Origin of the sequence: Sinomonas sp. ASV486, assembly GCF_030908215.1 — a bacterium.
GTDB lineage: Bacteria > Actinomycetota > Actinomycetes > Actinomycetales > Micrococcaceae > Sinomonas > Sinomonas puerhi.
In genome coordinates this window covers 487,984-507,590 of the sequence record NZ_JAVFJK010000001.1, presented here as the reverse complement: position 1 = coordinate 507,590, position 19,607 = coordinate 487,984, and the positions used below count along the sequence as shown (strand labels likewise).

Genomic DNA, 19,607 nt, shown 5'->3' with positions numbered 1-19,607 from the left:
AGTCTGCGCCTTGTACGTCCCGAATTCTTGCTCTAGGGGTTCAGGAGTAGTCCCTTTGGGTGCTCTTTGAGCTGTGAGGGCTTTGACCCATGGGTCTGCGCCATAAGCGGCTCGGGCGACCACGCGTCCCGTCGGTCATCTCACCGGTCCCTTTGAGCCGCGGTTCCATGTACCGGCGGAACGTGTCCCGCATCAGATCCTCGTCAAGAACCTGGGTGTGAAGCGTTCGCAGCTGCGCGAGAGTGAACGGCTCGTCCAAGAGCGCGCATGGGTCGGGCTCCGCTCTGTATTCCCTGCGGACTGACTCGACAGCGGCCGCTACGATCTCTTCCTGCTCATAGGGCAGCCCCCCGAGAACTGAAGCATCACCCACCGGAGCCAGGCGTACGCCGTCGTGCATTAAGGCCTCCGTCAGCGTGCCGATCGACACCACGTCCACGTGCGCCACCGAGAGCACCCAGCCGCGCGGGTCGCGCGCGGGCCTGTCGAAGACCCGCAGCTGCCGAGGCGACCGGCCGCTTACGCCCGCCTTGTCCCGCAGCGACCTGAGCACGGCGTCGGCCAGGGTCTCCCCCGGGTGGATGAAGGTCCCCGGAAGCGCACCGCCGGCCAGCAGCACCGTCAGGCGCCCGCCGTCGACCGTCAAGACTGCCGTGTCCACGGCAACGCTCGGCCGCGGGTAGTCCTCGAGTCGCTTGCCGTGCTCATCGCGCCACACCATGGCAACCAGAATATTCGCACTCTTGCGCTAAAGCCAGTCGGTGCCCTACAGTCTGATTTAGCGCAGACCAGCGCAAAGTGCTTCGGCCCCTGAGGAGGCGCCATGCAGTTCCCCCAGCTCCACGTCGGCATCGGCCGGCCGCTCGGCCCGTTCACGATCTTCCCGGTCTGGCCCGAGACCCCGGGCAGCCTCGGCCTCAGCACCGGCGCCCACGCCAAGCTTCAGGTCACCGAGCTCGCGGGCGGCCCCCAGGTCAACCGCCTCGCCGTCCGCAACGCCGGGCCGAAGGCGGCCCTCCTGGTCGAGGGCGAGCTCCTCGAGGGCGGCCACCAGCACCGCGTCGCCGCAGAGAGCCTCGTGCTCGCGCCCGGCGAGCAGGCCGATGTGCCCGCGTTCTGCGTCGAGCAGGGACGGTGGGGCGGCCCCAGCACACAGCACGGACGGCGGGCCCGCCGCGCGCCCCTGCACGTCCGCGCCGAGCTCGCCGGCCTCAGCGGCCTCGCCGAATCGACCGGCGACGGGCTCCGCCCCCTCCGCCCGGCCGACCAGGGCCGGGTCTGGCAGCGCGTCGACCGGTTCTCCGGCGGCGTGAGCGCGACCGGATCGCTCGTCGAGGCGTTCGATGGTTTCGACTCCGCTTCGCCCCGCTCAACCACCGAGGGGCCGGCGCCGCTCGAGGGGCAGCGCGGCGTCGTCGTCGGAGTCGCGGGCCGCGCCCTCACGCTCGAGCTGTTCGGCACCTCCGCCCTGTTCGCCCGGCACTGGGAGCAGTTCGCCGACTCGCTCCGGTTCGAGGCGCGGCACCTCCCCTCCCACATCGGCCGGCCCACCACCGGCCAGACGGCCCGCGACTTCGCCGCATCCGTCGCCACCGACCCGCGCCAGCTCGCCGCCACGGGGACGTCGCGAGCACCCCGGTGCGTGCCGCCGTCGGCCGCTACGCCTACAGCGGCCTCGCCGTGCAGCGCCCCGGCAGCGAGCCGCAGTTCGCGCAACTGAGCGTCTGGGACGCCGCGCACCCGCTCGCCGCCGCCTGACTCCGCTCCGCCCACATCCGTCCGCCACCACCCAAGGAGTCCCCATGAAGCTTTCAACCCTCCAGAACGACCGCGCCGCCGGCACCCTCGTCGCCATGGCCGCCGGCGACGCCCTCGGCGCCGGCTACGAGTTCGGCGCACCCTGCCCGACCGCACGCCCGTCGCCATGATCGGCGGCGGCCCCTTCGGCTTCGCCCCTGCCGAATGGACCGACGACACCTCCATGGCCATCCCCCTCGCCGAATGCCTCCTCGGCCAGGCCGACGCCGTCGCCGCCGGCGAGCCCGTCGACTGGACCCCCGCCGTCCGCGGCTGGGCCTGCTGGGCCCGGGACGCGAAGGACGCCGGCTCCCAGACCCGCGCCGTCATCTCCGCCGCCCGCCGCCTCGCCAGCGGGACGGTCGACGGCGAGCCCTCCGCCGCCGACTTCCTCGCCGCCTCCGCGGCCCACCTCGAGCGGACCGGCCGGGGCGGTGGCAACGGCTCGCTCATGCGAACCGCACCCGTCGCCCTGGCGTTCCTCGCCCGGCCCGAGGCCGAGCTCGCCAGAGCCGCCGCGGAGGCCTCTGCGCTGACCCACACCGATCCCGACGTCGTCGACGCCTGCGTCCTGTGGTGCCTCGCGATCCGGCACGCCGTCCTGACCGGAGAGCTGGGCGTCCGGGTGGGCCTCCCGTTCGTCGACGCCGACCGCGTGGGGCTCTGGGAGGAGCGGATCGCCGCGGCGGAGACGTCGCGGCCCGCGGACTTCTCGAACAACGGCTGGGTCGTGGAGGCGTTCCAGGGAGCGTGGAGCGCCATTACATCCACGGCGGCAGCGAACGAGGGCCCGGCGCACCTGCGCGCGGCGCTCGAGGACGCCGTGCGCGGCGGCCGTGACACCGACACCGTCGCGGCGATCGCGGGCGGGCTGCTCGGGGCCGCGTACGGGCTCTCCTCGGTCCCGTTCGAGTGGCGCCGGCGCCTGCACGGTTGGCCCGGGCTGCGGGCGCTGGACCTGCAGCGGATCGGGATGGAACTCGGCCGCGGCGAGGGTCCGCGCCTGGGCGAGTGGCCCGCCGTCAAGCGCTACGACTACTCGGACTGGGTGTCTGCGTCCGCGACCGACGTGGTGGTCCACCCTGCCGACCCGGGAGTGCTCCTCGGCGCCGCAGCGGCGCTGCAGGGGGACGGCTACGACGCCGTCGTCAGCCTGTGCCGGGTGGGCACCGCCGACGTGAAGGTCGCGCCCGAGGACCACGCCCGGTTCTGGCTCATCGACTCGGCCCTGGCTGACAGCAATGCGCACGTCGAGTTCGTGCTGCGGGACGCGGCCGACGCCGTGGCCACGTTCCGCGCCGAGGGCAAGCGGGTGCTGCTGCACTGCGTGCGGATGGAGTCCCGCACCCCTACCGTCGCGGCACTGTACGGGGCGAAGGTGCGCGGTGTTTCCGCGGTGGAGGCGCTCGAGGAGGTCCGGTCGGTGCTTCCTGCGGCGTCGCCGAACCGGGCGTTCATGGAGGTGCTGCGCCATGTGTGAAACGGGTACGGATCAGACCCGGCCCAGAAATGTCGGACCCATCATGTAGACAAAAGAGTGGCGGGCTCAGGTGTGCATCGCACAGCGAGCGGGTTCCCACGAACCTAGGCTGCCGATCGGATTGGCGCACAGAAATTGGATGGGGGGGAAATGACGATAGTCGACCTGAGCGTCCTGCTCAGTGACCTTGAGGACAATGTGAAGACGGAGCTGGAGTCCGGACCGGAGGTCGTTGACAAGGGCGACAACCTCGACGTGGACGGCCTGCCAGTCGCAGTACGCCGTTGGCACAAGCTCAACGATGCAGTTGCAGTCGTGGCTGATCTTAAGAACTCGACCAAGCTCGGGACTGGCAAGAGGGCATCTTCCACTGCCAGCATCTACGAGGCCAGCACCGGCGGCGTGGTGAAGGTCTTCGATAAGTTCGAGGCTGATTTCGTAGCGATCCAAGGTGATGGCGCTTTTGCGCTCTTCTGGGGCGAGGCGCGATACGAGCGCGGTGTCTGCGCAGGGATCACGGTTAAGACCTTCAGCGGGGACATGGTCGAACGTCTCGAGAAAAAGTGGGATAACCTCCCGGAGACCGGTTTCAAGGTCGGGATCGCGAGCAGCCGTCTCCTCGCCAAACGAGTGGGCACTCCCAGGAATCCGGCCCAACAGGAGCCAGTATGGGCCGGAAAGGCGGTCAACTATGCTGCGAAGGCCGCGCAGGGAGCTAACCGCGGAGAGCTCGTTGTTACCGGAAGCGTTTGGGATGTCATTGAAAGGAACGACTTCTTGTCAATCAGCTGCCCATGTGGCGACGGCCCAGGCCCTAGCATCTGGGCCGACACTGAGATCGGCCGGCTCCCTGATGGTGACCCAGAAGCCCAAGGCCGAGTACTAAGTGCCTGTTGGTGTACGGTACACGGCGCAGATTACTGTGCCGCAGTCTTAGAGGGCCGGACGAAGCGAGATGACGCCCAGTCGGTCCGGGCAACCGTCCAGAAGAGCCAGATGCTTGAGGCCGTTCGCGCCAAAGCCCGCATCCAACGAGAGTCAGTGGCGGCTCGTCGACGCGGGCTTGCATCATGAGACTCCGGAGACCGGCCTCTGGGCCCTCGGCGTCCACTGTTCCCGACCATGCCTGGAAGACGCTCTCACTGGTCAACGATTGGCTTCGCCACGCTGAGTCTAAGCTTGCTGCGAGCCTCACCATCGCTGGCGTCAGCGGAGGCGTGCTGTTCAATCTAGTCAGGAACCAAGCGAACGTGAGTATCGCCTTCGAAGTCGCCGCTGTGGCCTGCGCGACTGCCATATTTCTCGCTGGCGTCTGCGCCATGATCGGTCTCTATCCAATTGTCAGCCTGAGCCGGCCGCCGGATTTTCCTGAGGCGACAACAAACCCTCTGTTCTTTCACGATGTGGCCCGACAGGAGCAAGAAATCTACTGGCCAACGCTGCAGGCCTTGACAGCCGACCCAGACGGCCTAGTGCGGCACATCGGACAGCAGATTCATGCCAACTCCAGCGTGGCCCTACGAAAGTACCGGTGGGCCGACAGGAGTATCCGCGCATTGCTCGTGGACCTTCTTGCGCTTGCGTCGGTGGCCACGATCGCTGCATTCGGGTGGTAGTGACCGTCGACCGCCGGGTGGTGCTGTTGACGCGGGGTGTAATGAGAGGGAACGAAGGTCGGCCTCCAGCAGCTGGGCCCTGCGAGGGGCATCCACGCCCACGAACGATCACCCTGTTCACCCGTCCATGGGTGCTTCGTCGGCGTGATCGGACCCGTGCGTAGCACATCAGCGAATACGAGAGAATCAACAGGAGCACGACGCAAACACGTCTGTGAAGGATTGGTGGTGGCATGAACTTCAAGAACGAAGAAGAAATCAAGCAAAAGATGGGGATTGAGAGCTGGAGGAACCTCTCGAGAGAAAAGTTCCTCACCTTTGTCTCTGAACTTCCCAACATGAGCAAGGAAGTCGCGATCAAAGTAGTCGAGCAGTTTCCCGACTTCAAGTCCCTCGTGCTGGACTCACTTGATCATGTGCACGAGCAGGCAACCGGTGCTGTCGCCATCAACTGGAAGAGCCAGAAGAAGGTACATAAGGCCTTTGCGGAGTATCGAGGGATACTTGGGCGCGAACTCGACCGAGATGGGCTGACCTCGGAAGACCGGTTCAGAATTCTCGGGATGCTCAGGGAAGCCATCGAGAAGGAGGCGCTGAAGGACTCTGAGCACAAGGCCTTCGTCTACAAGGTGGTCACCACAGTCGCAGGATTCGCATTGGCCGGCGCCGCCGCAGCTGCCACAATCCTCGGCGGCAACGTGAGGATGGGCGGCGGGGATCCAAAGGACACCTGAAGGCGGACAATGAAGTAGGACCACGTCGCACTCAATCCGGAATGGACCCGAGCACGGACGGTGCGTTCCGGCTGCGGGAGTTGGGCCGTTGGACGTGCTGGCACGGGCGACGCCCATGCCGTGGCCGGCGGCCAACTGCGCCAAGGTGCACGGATGGGCACGGGCTTCCGGCCGCTTCAGCCGCGCTTGGCCACCCAAACCAGCCACCCGCCGTCATACGCGTCCAAAACTGGGTCTTCCATTTTGAACATGGCGGCGGTGTTCAGCATGCTGTCTGGGCTGCCGTGTACAAGAGTAGCCCGAGGCGGTAGTTGTCGTGGTTGCGGTAGCCACGGCCCACGCGTTCAAAGTGGAAGACCCCCAGAACTTCAGTGCCGCCTGCTAACGTGCGAGCGGAGCCGCGGATGGGCGCGCTCCGCCGAGGATCCTGCGCGCAGGGCCCCGGCCCACCACACATGAAGGAGTCGCAGCAATGGTGGCCGCCCAGGAGACCACTCTCCAGAAGATCCTCGAAGGCACCGCGCAGTACGTGGTGCCGCTCTATCAGCGGCCGTACCAGTGGGGAATGGACAACTTCAAGGAGTTGTGGCGGGACGTCGCGGCCCTCGCTGAAGACATAGAGGACGAGCCAGAGGCAACCCACTTCCTCGGCTCCGTGGTCCTCGCTCCCCTTCCCGGAACGGTGGCCGGCGGAGTGGCGCGCTACCTCGTGGTGGATGGGCAGCAGCGGCTCACCACGCTCACCCTGCTGCTCGCTGCCCTGCGCGACCACCTTCGAGATGCCGATCCGCGTTCCCGCGAGGCGGACCGCCTCCACAACCAGCTCCTGACCAACCAGTACGCGGACGATCCCTTCTACGTCAAGCTCCTGCCCACCCAGGCAGACCGCAAGTCCTACGCCGAGGTGATCGAGGGGTCGGTCGCCGCCGGCGGCGATGACAAGATCGGGGACGCGTACCGCTTCTTCCGCGCCAACCTCGCCGATACATCGGAGGACGGCGCGGGGCTGGCTGCCGCTCAGATCGCACGGGCGGTGACTTCCGGGCTCTCGGTGGTGTCCATCTCCACCCACCCAGGTGACAACGTGCACCGCATCTTCCAGTCGCTCAATAACACTGGGCTCAAGCTCACGCAGGGTGACCTGTTGCGGAACTACATCTTTATGCGGCTGCCCAAGCGCGGCGACGAGGTATACAAGCGCTACTGGCTGCCGTTGCAGGAGCGGCTCGGGGACAACGCCCGGATCGAGACGCTGTTCTGGCTCGACCTCCTGCAGACCAAGCCGACCGCCAAGCAGACGCAGACGTTCGTGGGTCAACAGGCGCGGCTCGAGAAGCTCGAAACCGAGGATGAGATGGCCGCGGAGGTGGAGCGTCTAGCGCGGCTCGGCGAGCTCTACCACCTGATCCTCCACCCGGAGGCGGAGCAGGATCCCGCCGTTCGGCTCCGCCTGCAGCGCCTGGCGGAGTGGGACTCGACCACTTCGGCCCCGCTCATGCTGCATCTTCTGCAGCTGCGCGCCGAGGGTCGGGCGACGTCGGAGCATGTGGCACGGGCACTGCTCTACATTGAGTCTCTGTTCGTCCGACGTTTCCTCGTGGGCCGCGCGACGCAGGGCCTCAACCGCGTCTTCCCACAGGCGGTGCAGGATCTGGACCATGGCAAACCGGTGGACGTGGCGCTGCACGAGTACCTTTCCGAGGGCCGCAAGCACTACGCGACCGACGAGGCCCTTACGCGGGCGATCCTCACGAACCCGCTGTACAACACGGGCAGGGCCGCGCAGAGGAAGACCGTGCTCACCTGGATTGAGCTCCTCATGAATCCCAAGGAACGCGTGGACCCTTCCACCCTCACGATCGAGCACGTCATGCCCCAGACGCTCTCCCCCGCGTGGCGAGAAGAGCTCGGCCACAGGTACGGGGCGGGTGTGGTCGACGAGCGGCACGACGAGCTGGTGCACACACTCGGCAACCTGACACTCACCGGGCTGAACGAGAGTCTCAGCAACGGCACCTTCGACAAGAAGCGACCGAAGCTGGGCGCGAGCAGCATCGTGATGAACCAGCAGATCGCAGCGCATGAGAGCTGGGGGCCCGACGAGATCCAAGCGCGCGGGCAGGCTCTTGCCGCGCAGATTACCGCGCGCTGGCCCGCACCGCTGGCCAAGGGCAAAGATGTCGAGGAGAACCCGCTGTGGGAACTCCTCCGACGGATCCTCATCCTGCTGCCGGCCGGTCACTGGACCACGTACGGCGACCTCGCGAAGGTCCTCGGAACAGCCGCACAGCATGTTGGCCAGAAAATGACTTCCATGCGGTCGGCTCCGAGCGCGCACCGTGTTCTCAACTCGGTTGGAGATGCGGCGTCCTACATCGAATCGAATCATTCGGGTGTTGAGCTGCGCGTCCTGCTAGAAAAGGAAGGCGTGATCTTCAGCGAGCAGGACCGCGCCCTCCCGGAATTCCGACTCTCCTACAAGCGCCTCGAGGAACTGCGATGCACGGCGGAGATGGACGAGAGCGACTAATCGAGGCCGCTGAAGGGAGCTCCTGGCGCAGGCTGGGAACTCGCCTCATCCCTCAACGAGTCCTGCGATGCAGATGGCGGTCCCAGTGGACGGCGAGCATCCGGGCATGTTCAGCACTGAGCTCGTTGCCGCTTGCCTGCCGCTTGGTCACGTACGTGTATAGCTCCGGGTCTTCGTCCGGAATCGGCATTGCCTTGTCTTGGTCCACGATGTGGTCCCAGTCAACGTCGACCTCATTTGGGTAGGGCTTTTGGGGATCCTGGTAGATCCGGCTAGAGGCTGTGCCCGAGGCAATGACCGACCAGGGCTGCAGGCCCGTTCGGATTAGGTATATACGATCACCCGGCTCGATGTCATGCTTCCGGCCACCGCTTGACCATGAATGGGCCACGCGCCCGGCGTCGCGGATCTCCGCTTGTAGCTGTGGAATCTCCTCGGCGAATTGAGGCCATGTGCTCGGCTTCCACAGCATGAGGAAGGTCTTCATTGCCATGCGGCGATGGTACGACGCAGAGCCTGGCGATGGCACGGGCTGGATCAGGCTTGGTCAGCACTGGGCTTAGGCGATCAGTGGATAGAGCTCGCGTGTTACCGAAGGCTGGAACCGGTCGAGGTTCTGCTTCCCCACCCTCGAAGGTGCAGGAGTGGCTCGCGTCCGTACAGCGAGATCGCAGCGCGCGCCAAGGCTGTGTGGAGCGACGACGCAACGGAGCTCCCTGACCAGCTTCGCGTTGGACTCCGCGCCGAGGTGTCGGAGCGCGTTGCTCTTGGCCACGAGCTTGCGGCGGCCCGCACCGCGGCCCACCTCACGCAGCCCGAGCTGGCGAGCAGGGCGGGCGTTCAGCAAGCGGACATCAGCCGCATCGAACGCGGTCTCGGAAATCCCACGCGGGACACGCTTCTGAAGATTGCCGACGCTCTCGACGTCCGTATTGCTGTAGTACCGAAGCACAGCTGATCGTGCCGACGGCGGGCGACTTCCCGCCGTCGTGCGTGATTTCGACTTTCGCTCAACCACCGACAGACCGAAGCAGTCCGCTGAACCGCCGCGCCCCGCCCGCGAGCATCGTCAGGTCCGACCCGGCTACGATGTAGCGGTAGCCACGCGCCACGGCGTCGGCCGCGGCCTCCGCCGAGCCTGCAAAGATCCCCATCGGCACCCCGCGCGCGGCAGCGGCCGCCTCGATGGCGGCAACGGCGGCCCGCATGGGCTCCGAGTCCTGCTCCCCCGGCGTGCCCAGGTCCACCGAGAGATCCACGGGCCCGATGAACGCCACGTCCAGGGCTGCCATCGCGGCGTCGATCCCGTCGGCGTAGTCGGCGGTCTCGAACTGCCCCACCGCGAGCACGGTCGAGTTGGACCGCTCGAAGTGCTCTGCCAGGGAGACGCCCATCCCGTAGTCCGCCGCCGGCTGCGCGAGCGAGACGGACCGGGTCCCGAGCGGCGGGTACGAGACCAGCTTCCGCAGGGAGCCCGCCTCGGCCCCCGAGCCGCGCGCGAGCTGGATCCCCGCCGCCCCGGCCTCGAGCAGCCGGTTGACGTCGCCCCGGTCGAGAGCGGGGACCCGCACCAGGACCGGCAGGCCGCGCGCCCGGCCGGCCCGCACGACGTCGCACGCCTCCGCCACCGACATCTGGGAGTGCTCGTAGTCGCACACCACGAAGTCGAAGCCGGAGAGGGCCAGGATGTCCACGATCTCGAATCGCGGGATCTTCAGGAAGGTGCCGAGGACGGGTCGCTCGGCCATGAGCTCGCGCAGGGAGGTAGGCAGGGCCATCAGATCCCCAGCAGGTCGGCGGGGTTGTCCGCGATGAGCCGGCGGACGTCCTCCTTGGACACCCCGGCGTCCAGCAGGCCGCGGACCATGCGCGCGTAGGCGTCCACCGGCAGCGGGTTGTTCGCCTGGCCCAGGTCCGAGCCGAGCAGCGTGTTCTCCACGCCGGCGGCCTTGACGAACCCGAGCAGCGTATCCAGGCCCCACTGGTAGAACGACGTGCGGTCGTCGTACTGGCAGATCGAGTGCTCGATCCGCGCCCCGAGGCCCACCCAGCGGCGCACGCGGTCCGGCTCGGCGCCGATCACGAAGTTCGGGTGGTTCACGAGGATCCGCTTGATGCCCATCGATGAGGCCTGCTCGATGAGCCGCTCCGTCTGGTCGGCGTCGAGGTGCCCGCAGGACATGATGGCGTCGTGGGTCTTGATGACCTCGAGGATGTCGAGGACCTCGGGCTTGATCGCGCCCTCGGCGTCGAGGATGCCGATCTCCGTGGTGTGGCGGAGGCCGAGGTTGTTGGTCGGGAAGCGCATGTTCTGGCCCTCGGCCTCGTGCACGCAGATGTGGGCGTGCGAGGAGATCGTCGGGAACCAGACCATCTTGCCGCCCTGGGCGAGGGCCAGTTCGGCGGCGTAGGGGTTGAGCCCGCCCACGTAGTTGTTGAGGGCCACGCCGGAGACCACCGGGATCGGCAGGCCGCCGAGCGCCTCGGACGCCGCGCGGATGTCCGTGACCATGGAGTGATGGTGGCTCTTGACCAGGATGGCCCGGAACCCCGCCTCGTGCGCCTGCCACGCGGCCTCGGCGATGGAGAGGCGGCGCGGGAATGGCGAGGGGCTCGGGTGGACGTGGAGGTCGACGGCGCCATCCAGGATGGCGGCGACCTCCGGGTCCTCGATCGTGACGGGCTCATGGCCTTCGGGCTTCAGCATCGTTGCTGTCCTTTCCGTGGATTCCGCGCCCTCAAGGGGCATTGACAGTGACCGTGGTCACGATGCTACGCTCGTTCCACATTGCGCACAAGCCGTTCCGAATTTCGGAACAAGAGGTCAAAGGAGATCGCGGTGTCCTTCAACGAATCGCTCTACTCGGAGGTCGTCAGCTTCGACGACGTCCCGCTCGAAGTCGCCCGGCCGGGCATCACCCGCAAGGCCTATGCCACAGACGAGGTCATGATCGTGTGGAACACGGTGGAGAAGGGCCTCGAGCTGCGCCCGCACTCGCACGAGGACTTCGACCAGCTCGTGTTCATCCTCGAGGGCGAGGCCGACTACTACGTCGACGGCGTGGCGCACCGCATGGGCCCGCGCGACCTGATGCTTGTAGAGCGCGGCAAGGAGCACTACATCGACGTCATCTCCGGCCCGTGCGTCAACATCGACATCTTCGTCCCGCCGCGCGCCGACTACGCCCACCTCACCGCGTGGGTAGCCAACCTGGGCGCCAAGGAGCCCCTCACCCTGGGCGGGCGAGCATGACCGCGCCGGCCCTGAACAGCCACACTGGGGCTGTGGGCACGACGGCGGGCGGCCACGAGCGCCGCGCGGTGGTCGGCGCGAGCGCCGGCTTCTTTATCGACATGTTCGACATCTACCTGCCCGTGATCGCGCTCGCCCCCGCCATGGCCTACTTCACCCCGGGCTCGATCGACGCGGCCACGACCGCGATCCTCGGCGGCCTCGTCTTCGCCTCCACCCTTGTGGGCCGCCCGCTCGGATCGGTGATCTTCGGCTGGCTGGGGGACAAGGTGGGGCGCAAGAAGGCGACCGTTGTCGCCGTCGCCGGGGCCGGCGTGGCGACCGGGCTCATCGCCGCGCTGCCCGGATACCAGACGGTCGGAATCGGCGGCGTCGTCGCGCTGATCGTGCTGCGGTTCGTCGGCGGGGTGTTCCTCGGCGGCGAGTACACCGGCGCGGTCCCGCTCGCCATGGAGCACTCGGACAAGCGCAACCGCGGCCGCAACGCCGGCCTGATCGCGCTTGGCTTCCCGTCCTCCTACGTGGCCATCTCGGCCCTGACGCTGCTGGTCCTCACGTTCGCGCCGGCCGGCAGCCCGGCGTCGGCCTACTCCCAGTGGGGCTGGCGCATCGCGTTCATCGTCGGCGCAGTCATCTCCATCGGCTTCGCGATCGCCTACGCCCGCGGCGTCGAGGAGAGCCCGGCCTGGGAGAACACTTCGGCCAAGCGGGTCAACCCGTTCAAGGAGCTCCTCGCCGGCTCCAACCGCAAGCCACTCGCCCAGGCGTTCCTGCTCATGACAGGCGTGTGGTTCTCCTCGAACGCCTCGATCGTCATCCTGCCGCCCACCATCGCCTCGACCACCGGGCTCAGCGCAGTGCAGACCTCGACGCTGATGATCGTCGCGTTCGCCATGGTCTCCGTGGCGTACCCGCTGTTCGGGATGCTCTCGCAGCGGATCGGCCGCCGGGCGTTCTTCGTCCTGTGCGGCGTGGGCTCCCTGCTGGCGATCCCGCTGTTCGTTCTCTTCGCCTCCGGCGCGGTCAAAGGCTTCTGGGCCGCCACCGTGGCGGTCACGGCGATCGCGCTCCTCGGCATCCCGGCCTTCGGAGCCATCGGGGCGTACATGTCCGAGCGGTTCCCAGTCGAGATCCGGGCGACCGGCTACGGGGTCGGCTACTCCCTGGCGCTCATCATCCCCTCGTTCTACGCCTTCTACATGGCAGCGCTCGCCGGGATCATGCCGCTCAAGCTCACCCCGGTGGTGCTGCTCGCCGTCGGTGGGATCTGCCTCATCGCCGGTGCCCTGTGGGGCCCCGAGACCAAGGACAGGAACCTCGCCGAGCACACGCTCGCCGTCGAGCAGCAGCCGTGACCGCCGCGGCCGTGCGGGGCGGGGCAACGGCTAGAGTGTGGGCTATGCCAACGGAGAGGGACGACGCCGCGCCGTCGGGCGGCCTGCAGGTGGTGAGCCGCAGCGCCCAGATCCTGCGGATGTTCAGCTCGGACCGCACCGAGGTGCGTATCAACGACGTCGCCGAGGAGCTGCGGATCGGGCGGACCTCCGCCCACCGCTACCTCCAGTCCCTGGCCTCCGAGGGGTTCCTGCAGCGGGTCAACGACAACGACTACCGGCCCGGGCCGCTCATCATGGGCATCGCCGCCTCGATGCTCACCGGGCCCAAGATCACCGACGTCGCCGAGCCGCTCCTGGCGTCCCTCGCCGAGCACACCGGCCAGACCGCCGTCCTCGGGCTCTGGACCGGCTCCAGCGCCGTTGCGGTGGCGTCCAAGGAGCCGGCCGGGAAGTCCGTGAACATGACGGTACGGATCGGGGCCCCGCTCGGCCCGCAGTCCGCGCAAGGGCTCGCGTTCCTCGCGTGGGGCTCGCCCGCCGTGCGCGAGCGGGCCCTCGCGAAGCTAGGCGCCGCGCGCGGCGAGGTCGAGCGGGAGCTCGGCGAGGCGCTCGCCTCGGGGTTCACCGTGAGCGAGGCCGTGATCGACGGCGTCGCCGCGGTCGCCGCACCGGTGTTCGACGCCGGCGGGACCATCATCGCCACGTTCGCCCTCGTCGCCCCGGTCGGAGTCCTGGACACCGCGGCCGACGGCCGCCACATCACCGACCTCAAAGCCTCCGCGGCCGCGCTGTCCGGGCTGCTTGGGGCGTCGACGGCGGCGTAGATTCGCGGCTTCACGCACGACGCCGGTGACTCGCCCACGCGGGGCGGGTCACCGGTGTCGCGCTGTCCCTGTTGGGGGCGGCTGGGTCTACTGTCGCCAGCGGTACCGAGTGCCTCCAGCGTCCTTGGTGCAGAAGACCGTCAATCCGGTTGACGTGTGCCCAACGGCTCCCGCCTCGGACGACCTGCAGAACGCACCGGCAGTCACGGAGCCAGCCAAACTCTGCTGTTGAGATTGCTGCTGCGCCTGTTGTGCAGCCTGTTCCTGCGCTTGTTGGGCCGCTTGCTGCTGCGCCTGTTGTGCAGCCTGCTGCTGTGCCGCTTCCGCATCAGCCGCGGCCTTTGCTTCGGCCGCGGCTCTCGCGTCGGCAGCAACCTTCTCTGCGGCAAGATCGGAGGCGAGCTTGTCGGTCTCTGCCTTGGTCATCCAGACCGCGACCCCGGCGCGGTTCTTCGTGCACGACAGATCCGGCCCGGCCAAGGTGTAGCGCTCCCCCTCGTTCACACACGCATCTCCATCGACATAGAGCGCTGCCAGGACGGTGACGGTAGGAGTCGGGCAGCCTATCGTAATCGTCGCCGAGGGCGTCGCCGAAGCCGAAGGCGAAGGAGACGGCGAAGGCGAAGGAGACGGCGCAGAACTTGAGCCGGTCGGAGCCGGCGAGGCCTTGACCGTCACCGTCGTGGTCGGCGCCGGAGATGGACATGCGGGCGTCGCAGTCGCGCTCGACGTCGCGGATGTCGCGTTCCCGACCTGAGCCGTGGGGCTCGCCGAGCATCCCGCCAGGGCGATGGCGCTCAGTGCGACCGCAACCAACATCTTCTTCATTCTGATCCCCCAATGAAAAGGCTTCGCGCACCACGGTCAAACGGTGTCCTGGACACGCGCGGATGCGTCTTTGCAAAGAAGATCACAACCCCTTTGAACTTGCAAAATCACCGTGGCGGAGCCGATGCCCTTCAATAGCAGCAATTGGCCTTTCGCCCTCTGGATCAAGTGGTTCTTCCTATTACGCGGTGGAAGACCGAGAACACCATCTACGCGGTATGAACACATTCTGAACGCGAGCGGACGACGGCGGGCGCCCACCCGCCGTCGTCCGCTCACTCGCCTCCGCCAGTGACTAAGCATCGAAACCGTCGGCAGCAAGGGCAAGGAGCCCGACTGCAGCGGGCCGCAGATCCATTCTTCGCACGTATCAATCCGCCGAAAACGGATATTTCCCCGCGCCCTCGGCCCCCGCATAGCCTCGCACAGCAGGCCAAACCCGGGGGACGGCGTCGTCCTCCGCGCACCCCGCTGTGAGGAGTCAACGATGACAAAACAGACCTTGAGCGTCCAGGACGCTATGGACCATTCGCGCATGGGGCCGTGGCGATGGGCCGCCGTAGCCCTGTGCTTCGTGGTTGCGCTGCTCGACGGGTTCGACACGCAGTCGATCGCATTCATCGGCACCGCCATCGCTGGGGAGTTCAAGCTCAGCGCCACGGACATGACGTGGGTCATCACCGCAAGCACCGTCGGCATGGCCGTGGGTGCCATGACGCTCGGCACCTTCGGGGACCGGATCGGCCGCAAGCGCACGATCCTCGTGGCCCTCGCCCTCTTCGGCGCGTTCTCGCTCGCAGGGGCATTCGCCAGCAGCGCGTGGCAGGTGGTAGCGCTGCGCTTCCTCATCGGCCTTGGCATGGGCGGCGCCACTCCGGCGCTGCTCGCCCTCACGGCCGAGTTCAGCCCCCGCAGGCGCCGCGGCTTCCTCATGACGCTTGTGCTCCTCGGCCTCCCCGGAGGGGCGATGATCGGCGGCCTCGTCGCCGCGGCCTGGTTGCCGAGCGTCGGCTGGCGCGGCATCTTCCTCATCGGCGGAGCACTCCCCGTGGTGCTCCTGGCCGCGGCAGTCGCGCTCCTGCCCGAGTCGCCCGCCTTCCTCGTCGCCAGAGGAACGCCCGAGGCCGACCGGCGCGCCCGCACCCTCATCACCCGCGCCACCGGCCAGACCATCGCTGACGGCACGGTCCTCACCGTCGAGGACTCCGGCGAGAGGCGCGGCTCCGTCGCGGCCCTCCTCTCCCCCGTCTACCGGACCGTCACCGTCGCAGTGTGGGCCACATACCTATTCAACTGGATCGCATGGTTCCTGCTCCTGCTGTGGATGCCGACCGCGCTCAAGACCCTCGGCCTCGACGCCGGCACGGCCGCCCTCGGCACCGTCACCGTCAACGCCGCGTTCATCGTCTTCGCGATCCCGCTGTCCGCAGTGCTCCCCCGCGTCAACCCGCGCACGCTCCTGCTCGGCATGTTCGCCGCGGGCGTCCTCACCGCCCTCGGGCTCGCCGCCGCAGGCACGTCGTGGGGCCTCGTCTTCACGCTCATTGGCCTCGCGGGCTTCGGCATCGGCGGCCAGCAGCTCGCCCTCAACTACCTCATCGCCAACGCCTACCCCACCCAGCTGCGCGCGACCGCGACCGGCTGGGGCATCGGCGTCGGCCGCCTCGGGTCGATCGTCGGCTCCGCCCTCGGCGGCGTGCTCCTCACGGGGCTCGGTCCGTCCGGCTACTTCGCCGCCCTCGCGGTCCCGCTCGTGGTCGCGGGCACCGCGACGCTTCTCGTGAAGGCCGCCCGCACGGACACCTCCGAGGGCGAGCTCGAGGCGGTCGCCGCCGGCCATTGACTCCCCGCCGAGGGTAAGCGGACGACGGCGGGTGCGCACCCGTCGTCGTCCGCAGAGGCCGTGGATCTGCAGGGCCTCCCGTCGTCGCCCATCAGGCCCGCCAAATCTGGTCGGACGCGTGTACCGCCTCTACCGCGGCCGCGGGGAGTGCAACTGCGGGGCATAGACCAGCTGCTCGGTGCGCCCGTCGAGGGTCCGCGTCTCCAGCAGGTCGAGATCGAAGTCGGCGGCACCCCCGAATACCGGCGCCCGGCCGGTGATCCCCGTGATGACAGGGAAGATGGTCACCTGAACGCGGTCCACCAGACCGGCGGCCATGAGCGCGTGGTTCATCCTCAGGCTGCCGTGGGATCGGAGCGGGACGTCGGATTCCTCCTTGAGCCGTGCGACGACCTCGACCGCGTCACCGCGCATGAGCGTGGTATGCGGCCAGGGGAGGGGTTCCTCCGGGGTCATCGACCGCGAGACGACCACCTTGCGCATGGCGCTCATCCGCGTGGTCCAGACGTCGCCGAATTCCTCACCAGAGAGGAAGAAGCCGGAGAACATGCGGTAGGTGTCCGGGCCGAACACCATGAGCTGGTCCTCGCCGAAGAGGTCGGCACGGTGCTCGAGGAGTTCGGGGCCCTGCTTGCCCCAGTACCCCGTCCACTCGTCCGTCGCGGAGCCGAACCCGTCGAGTGAGCTGAAGACATCGAAGGTGTAGGTCGCCATGCGTCCGACCGTACGCGCCCCATGACCGGGTCGACAGCCCCCGCGCCAAGAAGCTGGACACGCCACACGATCCCCGGAACCGCGCTGCGCAGCGCCCTACCGACCGGCCCGGGGCCCGGTTCTCATCGACAGCAGAACGAAGGTGGCGACGAGCACTGGAAGCGCGATGAGGTGGTAGGCGACGTCGCCCGGTTCGCCCCCGAGGAGGGTGAACGTCAGCCCGACGATGAAGCCGCCGACGGCGAAGCCGGTGGCGATCTGATCGTCAGATAACAGTTACCCGCCGACCGACCCCCGTGGGCTGCGCACCCGCCGTCGTCCGCTCTGCGGCGAGAAATGTCATTCCGTACCCGCACACTGCGACGGTGTCGATTCCTGTCTCCCGTGCCCGCCCTGCAGCCGCTGTCCCGCCCGGCCGCATTTCCTATGACCTCACCGCGCCCGTGATCCTGCTGCACACCATGCAGTCCGGTGAGGCGTTCCGCCAGCTCGAGGCCACGGGTCGGCTCGCTGCCGACCCGGCCCGAGCTCACTACGCCGAGCCGTACGCCTGGATGTACGAGCAGATGAATCGTCGCCTCCCGACCAAGGGGCAGGGAGCACTCTGGCTCTGGGCGAAGATCCGTCGGGAGGATCTCATCCAGAACGTGCGCGACTCGTTCGGACAGGTGCTCCTGACGTGCCGGATCCCCCGCGAACGTGTCCTCGTGTCGCAGTTCGACGACTGGCATCAGGTGCTCGACGGCTTGCCCAATGTCGTTCCGCTGGCCGGTGAGAGCGACGACGACTACGGCGACCGGCGTGACCGCATCCTCGACGACCTGTACGGGCGCGCGGAGGCGGCAGGCGCCGCGAACCGGCTCGTCTGGGACTGGCCCGACGCGCTCCGGTCCGAGGTCATGGACTCGTGGGAGACCATCTTCGACCCTGCCAACTATCCGCGGACGCACTACTGGCAGGCCACCGTCCACGAGCTCAGCGCTGACGACGTCATCGAGGCCGTGTGGATCGAACGCTAGGCTCGGACGTGGTCGACTTCGCCCCGAACTACCTCGCCGCGCTGACCCTTCGCTTCGCAAAGGGGGTGGCCAACAGCTCGCCCTGAAGCGCCGTCGTCCGGCACCGCGGCAGCCATCGAAGGCGAGAGCGAAGCGGCGGTCGTCGGGTACTGAACAAATGGGCGCGTCACCAGCGAAGACGGGCCTCCCCCTGAATGCCGCGGCCTGTGCGGCCACTGACGGACAGCGCCGGTGACTCGCCTCGCGGAGGCGAGTCACCCGCCCCCGGCGACCGCCGCCGCCCGCGGGGGGGGGTGGGGGTGGAGGGGGTGGGGGGGGGGGGGCGCGCCCCCCCCCCCCCCCCCCCCCCACGCCTCGGTGGCCGGAAGGGGCGTCTCGAGCGTCAGCTCGAAGCGCCGCAGCCGCGGTGCCATCGGGTTCCCGTGGCTACTCGGTGTCGGCCTGCCACAGGTCCGGGCCGAAGACCTCGTACTGGATCTTCCGGGCCGGAACGCCGAGGCCGAGGAGACGCTCGCGTACCGCCTGCATGAAGGGCAGGGGTCCGCACAGGTAGTAGGTCGCATCAGCGGGGAGCTCCACGGCGCTCACGTCCATGAAGCCCTCGTGCTCGTTGGCACCGAGCTCGCCCGGCTGCTCGTACCACGCGTGCAGGCTCGCGTTCGGCAGGGACTCGAGGTCCTTCGTGATCTGTTCGCGGAGCACGAAGCTCTCGTGGGAGGTGCCGGCGTGGAGGAACAGGACCTCGCGCTGGGAGCCCTGCGCGGCAAGGTGGTTGACCATGCCCGCGTACGGCGTCACGCCGATTCCGGCGCTTGCGAACACGAGCGGCCCGTCGCCGGGCTCGAGGACCACGTCGCCGAACGGGGCGGACAGGGTGATCTCGTCGCCGACCTGGAGCGAGTCGTGGACGAGGGTCGAGACCTCTCCGTCGGGACGCCCGGCGTCGTGCACGCGCTTGACGGCGAACGTGCGGTGGTGGCCGTCGTCGGCGCGCGTGAGGCTGTACTGGCGCGGCTGCCGCAGGCCGTCGGCGGTCGGCATCTGCAGGGTCACGTACTGGCCCGGCTGGGAGGGGTACACGTCCCGCTCATCGGTCCGCTCGACGACGAGCGAGACGACGTCGTCCGTCTCGGACCGCTTCTCCACGACGCGCCACGTGCGCCAGACGTTCGCCGGCTCGCCTCCGAAGTCGGCGTACAGGCCGCGCTCGAGGTTGATGAGGGTGTTGGCCATGAGCCAGTAGACCTCGTCCCACGCGGCGGCCACCTCGGGGGTGACGGCCTCGCCCAGCACGTCGACGATGGCCCAGAACAGGTGCTCGTGGACCACGTCGTACTGCGCGGGGGTCACGGCGAGCGCAGCGTGCTTGTGGCTGATGCGGGACAGGAGGTGCTCGGGCGCCTTGTCGGGGTGCTCGAGGAGCATCGTGGCGTACGCCGCGATGGAGCCCGCGAGCGCCTGCTGCTGGTGGCCGTCGGCCTGGTTCCCGCGGTTGAAGACCCCGTCGAAGAGCTCCGGGTGGACCTCGAAGAGGTGATCGTAGAAGCGCTGGGCGATGGTCTTGATGTGCTCGCCGACGACGGGGAGCGTCGCCTCGATCACCGGGGCAGAGCTTGACGAGAGCATGGGGTC

The 19,607-nt window shown here is 68.1% G+C and carries 21 protein-coding genes; 14 read left to right on the top strand and 7 right to left on the bottom strand.

Features of this window, described 5'->3' with window-relative positions; all coding sequences use genetic code 11:
• Window positions 1-40 precede the first annotated feature (40 nt).
• Window positions 41-721, bottom strand: a complete 681-nt coding sequence (locus RBS60_RS02385; RefSeq protein WP_307955902.1) for an NrtR DNA-binding winged helix domain-containing protein — start codon at window positions 719-721, stop codon at window positions 41-43.
• Window positions 722-823: 102 nt separating this feature from the next.
• On the opposite strand from RBS60_RS02385, the gene RBS60_RS02380 reads away from it, so the two are divergent.
• The 7 genes from RBS60_RS02380 to RBS60_RS02350 all read left to right on the top strand — a co-directional run bounded on the left by RBS60_RS02380 (window position 824) and on the right by RBS60_RS02350 (window position 8,157).
• On the top strand, window positions 824-1,720 hold the full coding sequence (locus RBS60_RS02380) for an ARPP-1 family domain-containing protein (RefSeq protein WP_307955901.1): 897 nt from the start codon (window positions 824-826) through the stop codon (window positions 1,718-1,720).
• An 82-nt stretch (window positions 1,721-1,802) separates the two neighbouring features.
• Window positions 1,803-1,928, top strand: coding sequence for a hypothetical protein (locus RBS60_RS02375; RefSeq protein ID WP_307955900.1), 126 nt, complete (start codon window positions 1,803-1,805; stop codon window positions 1,926-1,928).
• A complete protein-coding gene (locus RBS60_RS02370) occupies window positions 1,925-3,277 on the top strand; it encodes an ADP-ribosylglycohydrolase family protein (protein ID WP_307955899.1) in 1,353 nt (450 codons plus the stop codon). The genes RBS60_RS02375 and RBS60_RS02370 overlap by 4 nt, the downstream gene beginning before the upstream one ends.
• 150 nt (window positions 3,278-3,427) lie before the next feature.
• Window positions 3,428-4,351 (top strand): hypothetical protein, encoded by a 924-nt coding sequence (locus RBS60_RS02365; RefSeq protein ID WP_307955898.1) that lies wholly within the window; start codon window positions 3,428-3,430, stop codon window positions 4,349-4,351.
• 176 nt (window positions 4,352-4,527) lie between these two features.
• Window positions 4,528-4,893, top strand: coding sequence for a Pycsar system effector family protein (locus tag RBS60_RS02360; protein WP_307955897.1), 366 nt, complete (start codon window positions 4,528-4,530; stop codon window positions 4,891-4,893).
• Between the two features lie 233 nt (window positions 4,894-5,126).
• On the top strand, window positions 5,127-5,627 hold the full coding sequence (locus RBS60_RS02355) for a hypothetical protein (protein WP_307955896.1): 501 nt from the start codon (window positions 5,127-5,129) through the stop codon (window positions 5,625-5,627).
• Between the two features lie 472 nt (window positions 5,628-6,099).
• Entirely contained in the window at window positions 6,100-8,157 is a 2,058-nt protein-coding gene (locus RBS60_RS02350) for a DUF262 domain-containing protein (RefSeq protein WP_307955895.1), read from the top strand.
• 52 nt (window positions 8,158-8,209) lie between these two features.
• On the opposite strand, the gene RBS60_RS02345 is transcribed toward RBS60_RS02350, so the two are convergent.
• On the bottom strand, window positions 8,210-8,650 hold the full coding sequence (locus RBS60_RS02345; protein ID WP_307955894.1) for a hypothetical protein: 441 nt from the start codon (window positions 8,648-8,650) through the stop codon (window positions 8,210-8,212).
• Between the two features lie 6 nt (window positions 8,651-8,656).
• Here RBS60_RS02345 and RBS60_RS02340 point away from each other — a divergent pair, with 6 nt between their 5' ends.
• Window positions 8,657-9,115: a helix-turn-helix transcriptional regulator gene (locus RBS60_RS02340; protein WP_307955893.1), complete on the top strand. Its 459-nt coding sequence runs from the start codon at window positions 8,657-8,659 to the stop codon at window positions 9,113-9,115.
• Between the two features lie 52 nt (window positions 9,116-9,167).
• Here the strand turns inward: RBS60_RS02340 and RBS60_RS02335 are convergent, their stop codons facing one another.
• Together RBS60_RS02335 and RBS60_RS02330 are read right to left on the bottom strand one after the other, a co-directional pair.
• On the bottom strand, window positions 9,168-9,935 hold the full coding sequence (locus tag RBS60_RS02335) for an aldolase/citrate lyase family protein (RefSeq protein ID WP_307955892.1): 768 nt from the start codon (window positions 9,933-9,935) through the stop codon (window positions 9,168-9,170).
• Window positions 9,935-10,864, bottom strand: coding sequence for a DUF6282 family protein (locus RBS60_RS02330; protein WP_307955891.1), 930 nt, complete (start codon window positions 10,862-10,864; stop codon window positions 9,935-9,937). Before RBS60_RS02330 ends, RBS60_RS02335 begins: the two co-directional genes overlap by 1 nt.
• A 132-nt stretch (window positions 10,865-10,996) precedes the next feature.
• On the opposite strand from RBS60_RS02330, the gene RBS60_RS02325 reads away from it, so the two are divergent.
• Genes RBS60_RS02325 through RBS60_RS02315 form a run of 3 tightly spaced genes read left to right on the top strand, consistent with a single transcriptional unit; the run spans window position 10,997 to window position 13,571 of the window.
• Entirely contained in the window at window positions 10,997-11,410 is a 414-nt protein-coding gene (locus RBS60_RS02325) for a cupin domain-containing protein (RefSeq protein ID WP_307955890.1), read from the top strand.
• A complete protein-coding gene (locus tag RBS60_RS02320) occupies window positions 11,407-12,765 on the top strand; it encodes an MFS transporter (RefSeq protein WP_307955889.1) in 1,359 nt (452 codons plus the stop codon). Before RBS60_RS02325 ends, RBS60_RS02320 begins: the two co-directional genes overlap by 4 nt.
• A gap of 44 nt (window positions 12,766-12,809) precedes the next feature.
• Window positions 12,810-13,571: an IclR family transcriptional regulator gene (locus tag RBS60_RS02315; protein ID WP_307955888.1), complete on the top strand. Its 762-nt coding sequence runs from the start codon at window positions 12,810-12,812 to the stop codon at window positions 13,569-13,571.
• A gap of 87 nt (window positions 13,572-13,658) precedes the next feature.
• Here RBS60_RS02315 and RBS60_RS02310 read toward each other — a convergent pair whose 3' ends face one another.
• Window positions 13,659-14,075, bottom strand: coding sequence for a hypothetical protein (locus RBS60_RS02310; RefSeq protein ID WP_307955887.1), 417 nt, complete (start codon window positions 14,073-14,075; stop codon window positions 13,659-13,661).
• A 37-nt stretch (window positions 14,076-14,112) separates the two neighbouring features.
• On the opposite strand from RBS60_RS02310, the gene RBS60_RS02305 reads away from it, so the two are divergent.
• Both RBS60_RS02305 and RBS60_RS02300 read left to right on the top strand, forming a co-directional pair.
• On the top strand, window positions 14,113-14,328 hold the full coding sequence (locus tag RBS60_RS02305) for a hypothetical protein (protein WP_307955886.1): 216 nt from the start codon (window positions 14,113-14,115) through the stop codon (window positions 14,326-14,328).
• 558 nt (window positions 14,329-14,886) lie between these two features.
• Window positions 14,887-16,242 (top strand): MFS transporter, encoded by a 1,356-nt coding sequence (locus RBS60_RS02300; protein ID WP_307955885.1) that lies wholly within the window; start codon window positions 14,887-14,889, stop codon window positions 16,240-16,242.
• A gap of 129 nt (window positions 16,243-16,371) precedes the next feature.
• Here RBS60_RS02300 and RBS60_RS02295 read toward each other — a convergent pair whose 3' ends face one another.
• Window positions 16,372-16,956: a dihydrofolate reductase family protein gene (locus RBS60_RS02295; protein ID WP_307955884.1), complete on the bottom strand. Its 585-nt coding sequence runs from the start codon at window positions 16,954-16,956 to the stop codon at window positions 16,372-16,374.
• A gap of 365 nt (window positions 16,957-17,321) precedes the next feature.
• Between RBS60_RS02295 and RBS60_RS02290 the strand changes: the two genes are divergently transcribed.
• Complete coding sequence (locus tag RBS60_RS02290) at window positions 17,322-17,975, top strand: DUF3841 domain-containing protein (protein ID WP_307955883.1); 654 nt, start codon at window positions 17,322-17,324, stop codon at window positions 17,973-17,975.
• Between the two features lie 426 nt (window positions 17,976-18,401).
• On the opposite strand, the gene RBS60_RS02285 is transcribed toward RBS60_RS02290, so the two are convergent.
• On the bottom strand, window positions 18,402-19,601 hold the full coding sequence (locus RBS60_RS02285) for a globin domain-containing protein (protein WP_307955882.1): 1,200 nt from the start codon (window positions 19,599-19,601) through the stop codon (window positions 18,402-18,404).
• Between the last annotated feature and the right edge of the window lie 6 nt (window positions 19,602-19,607).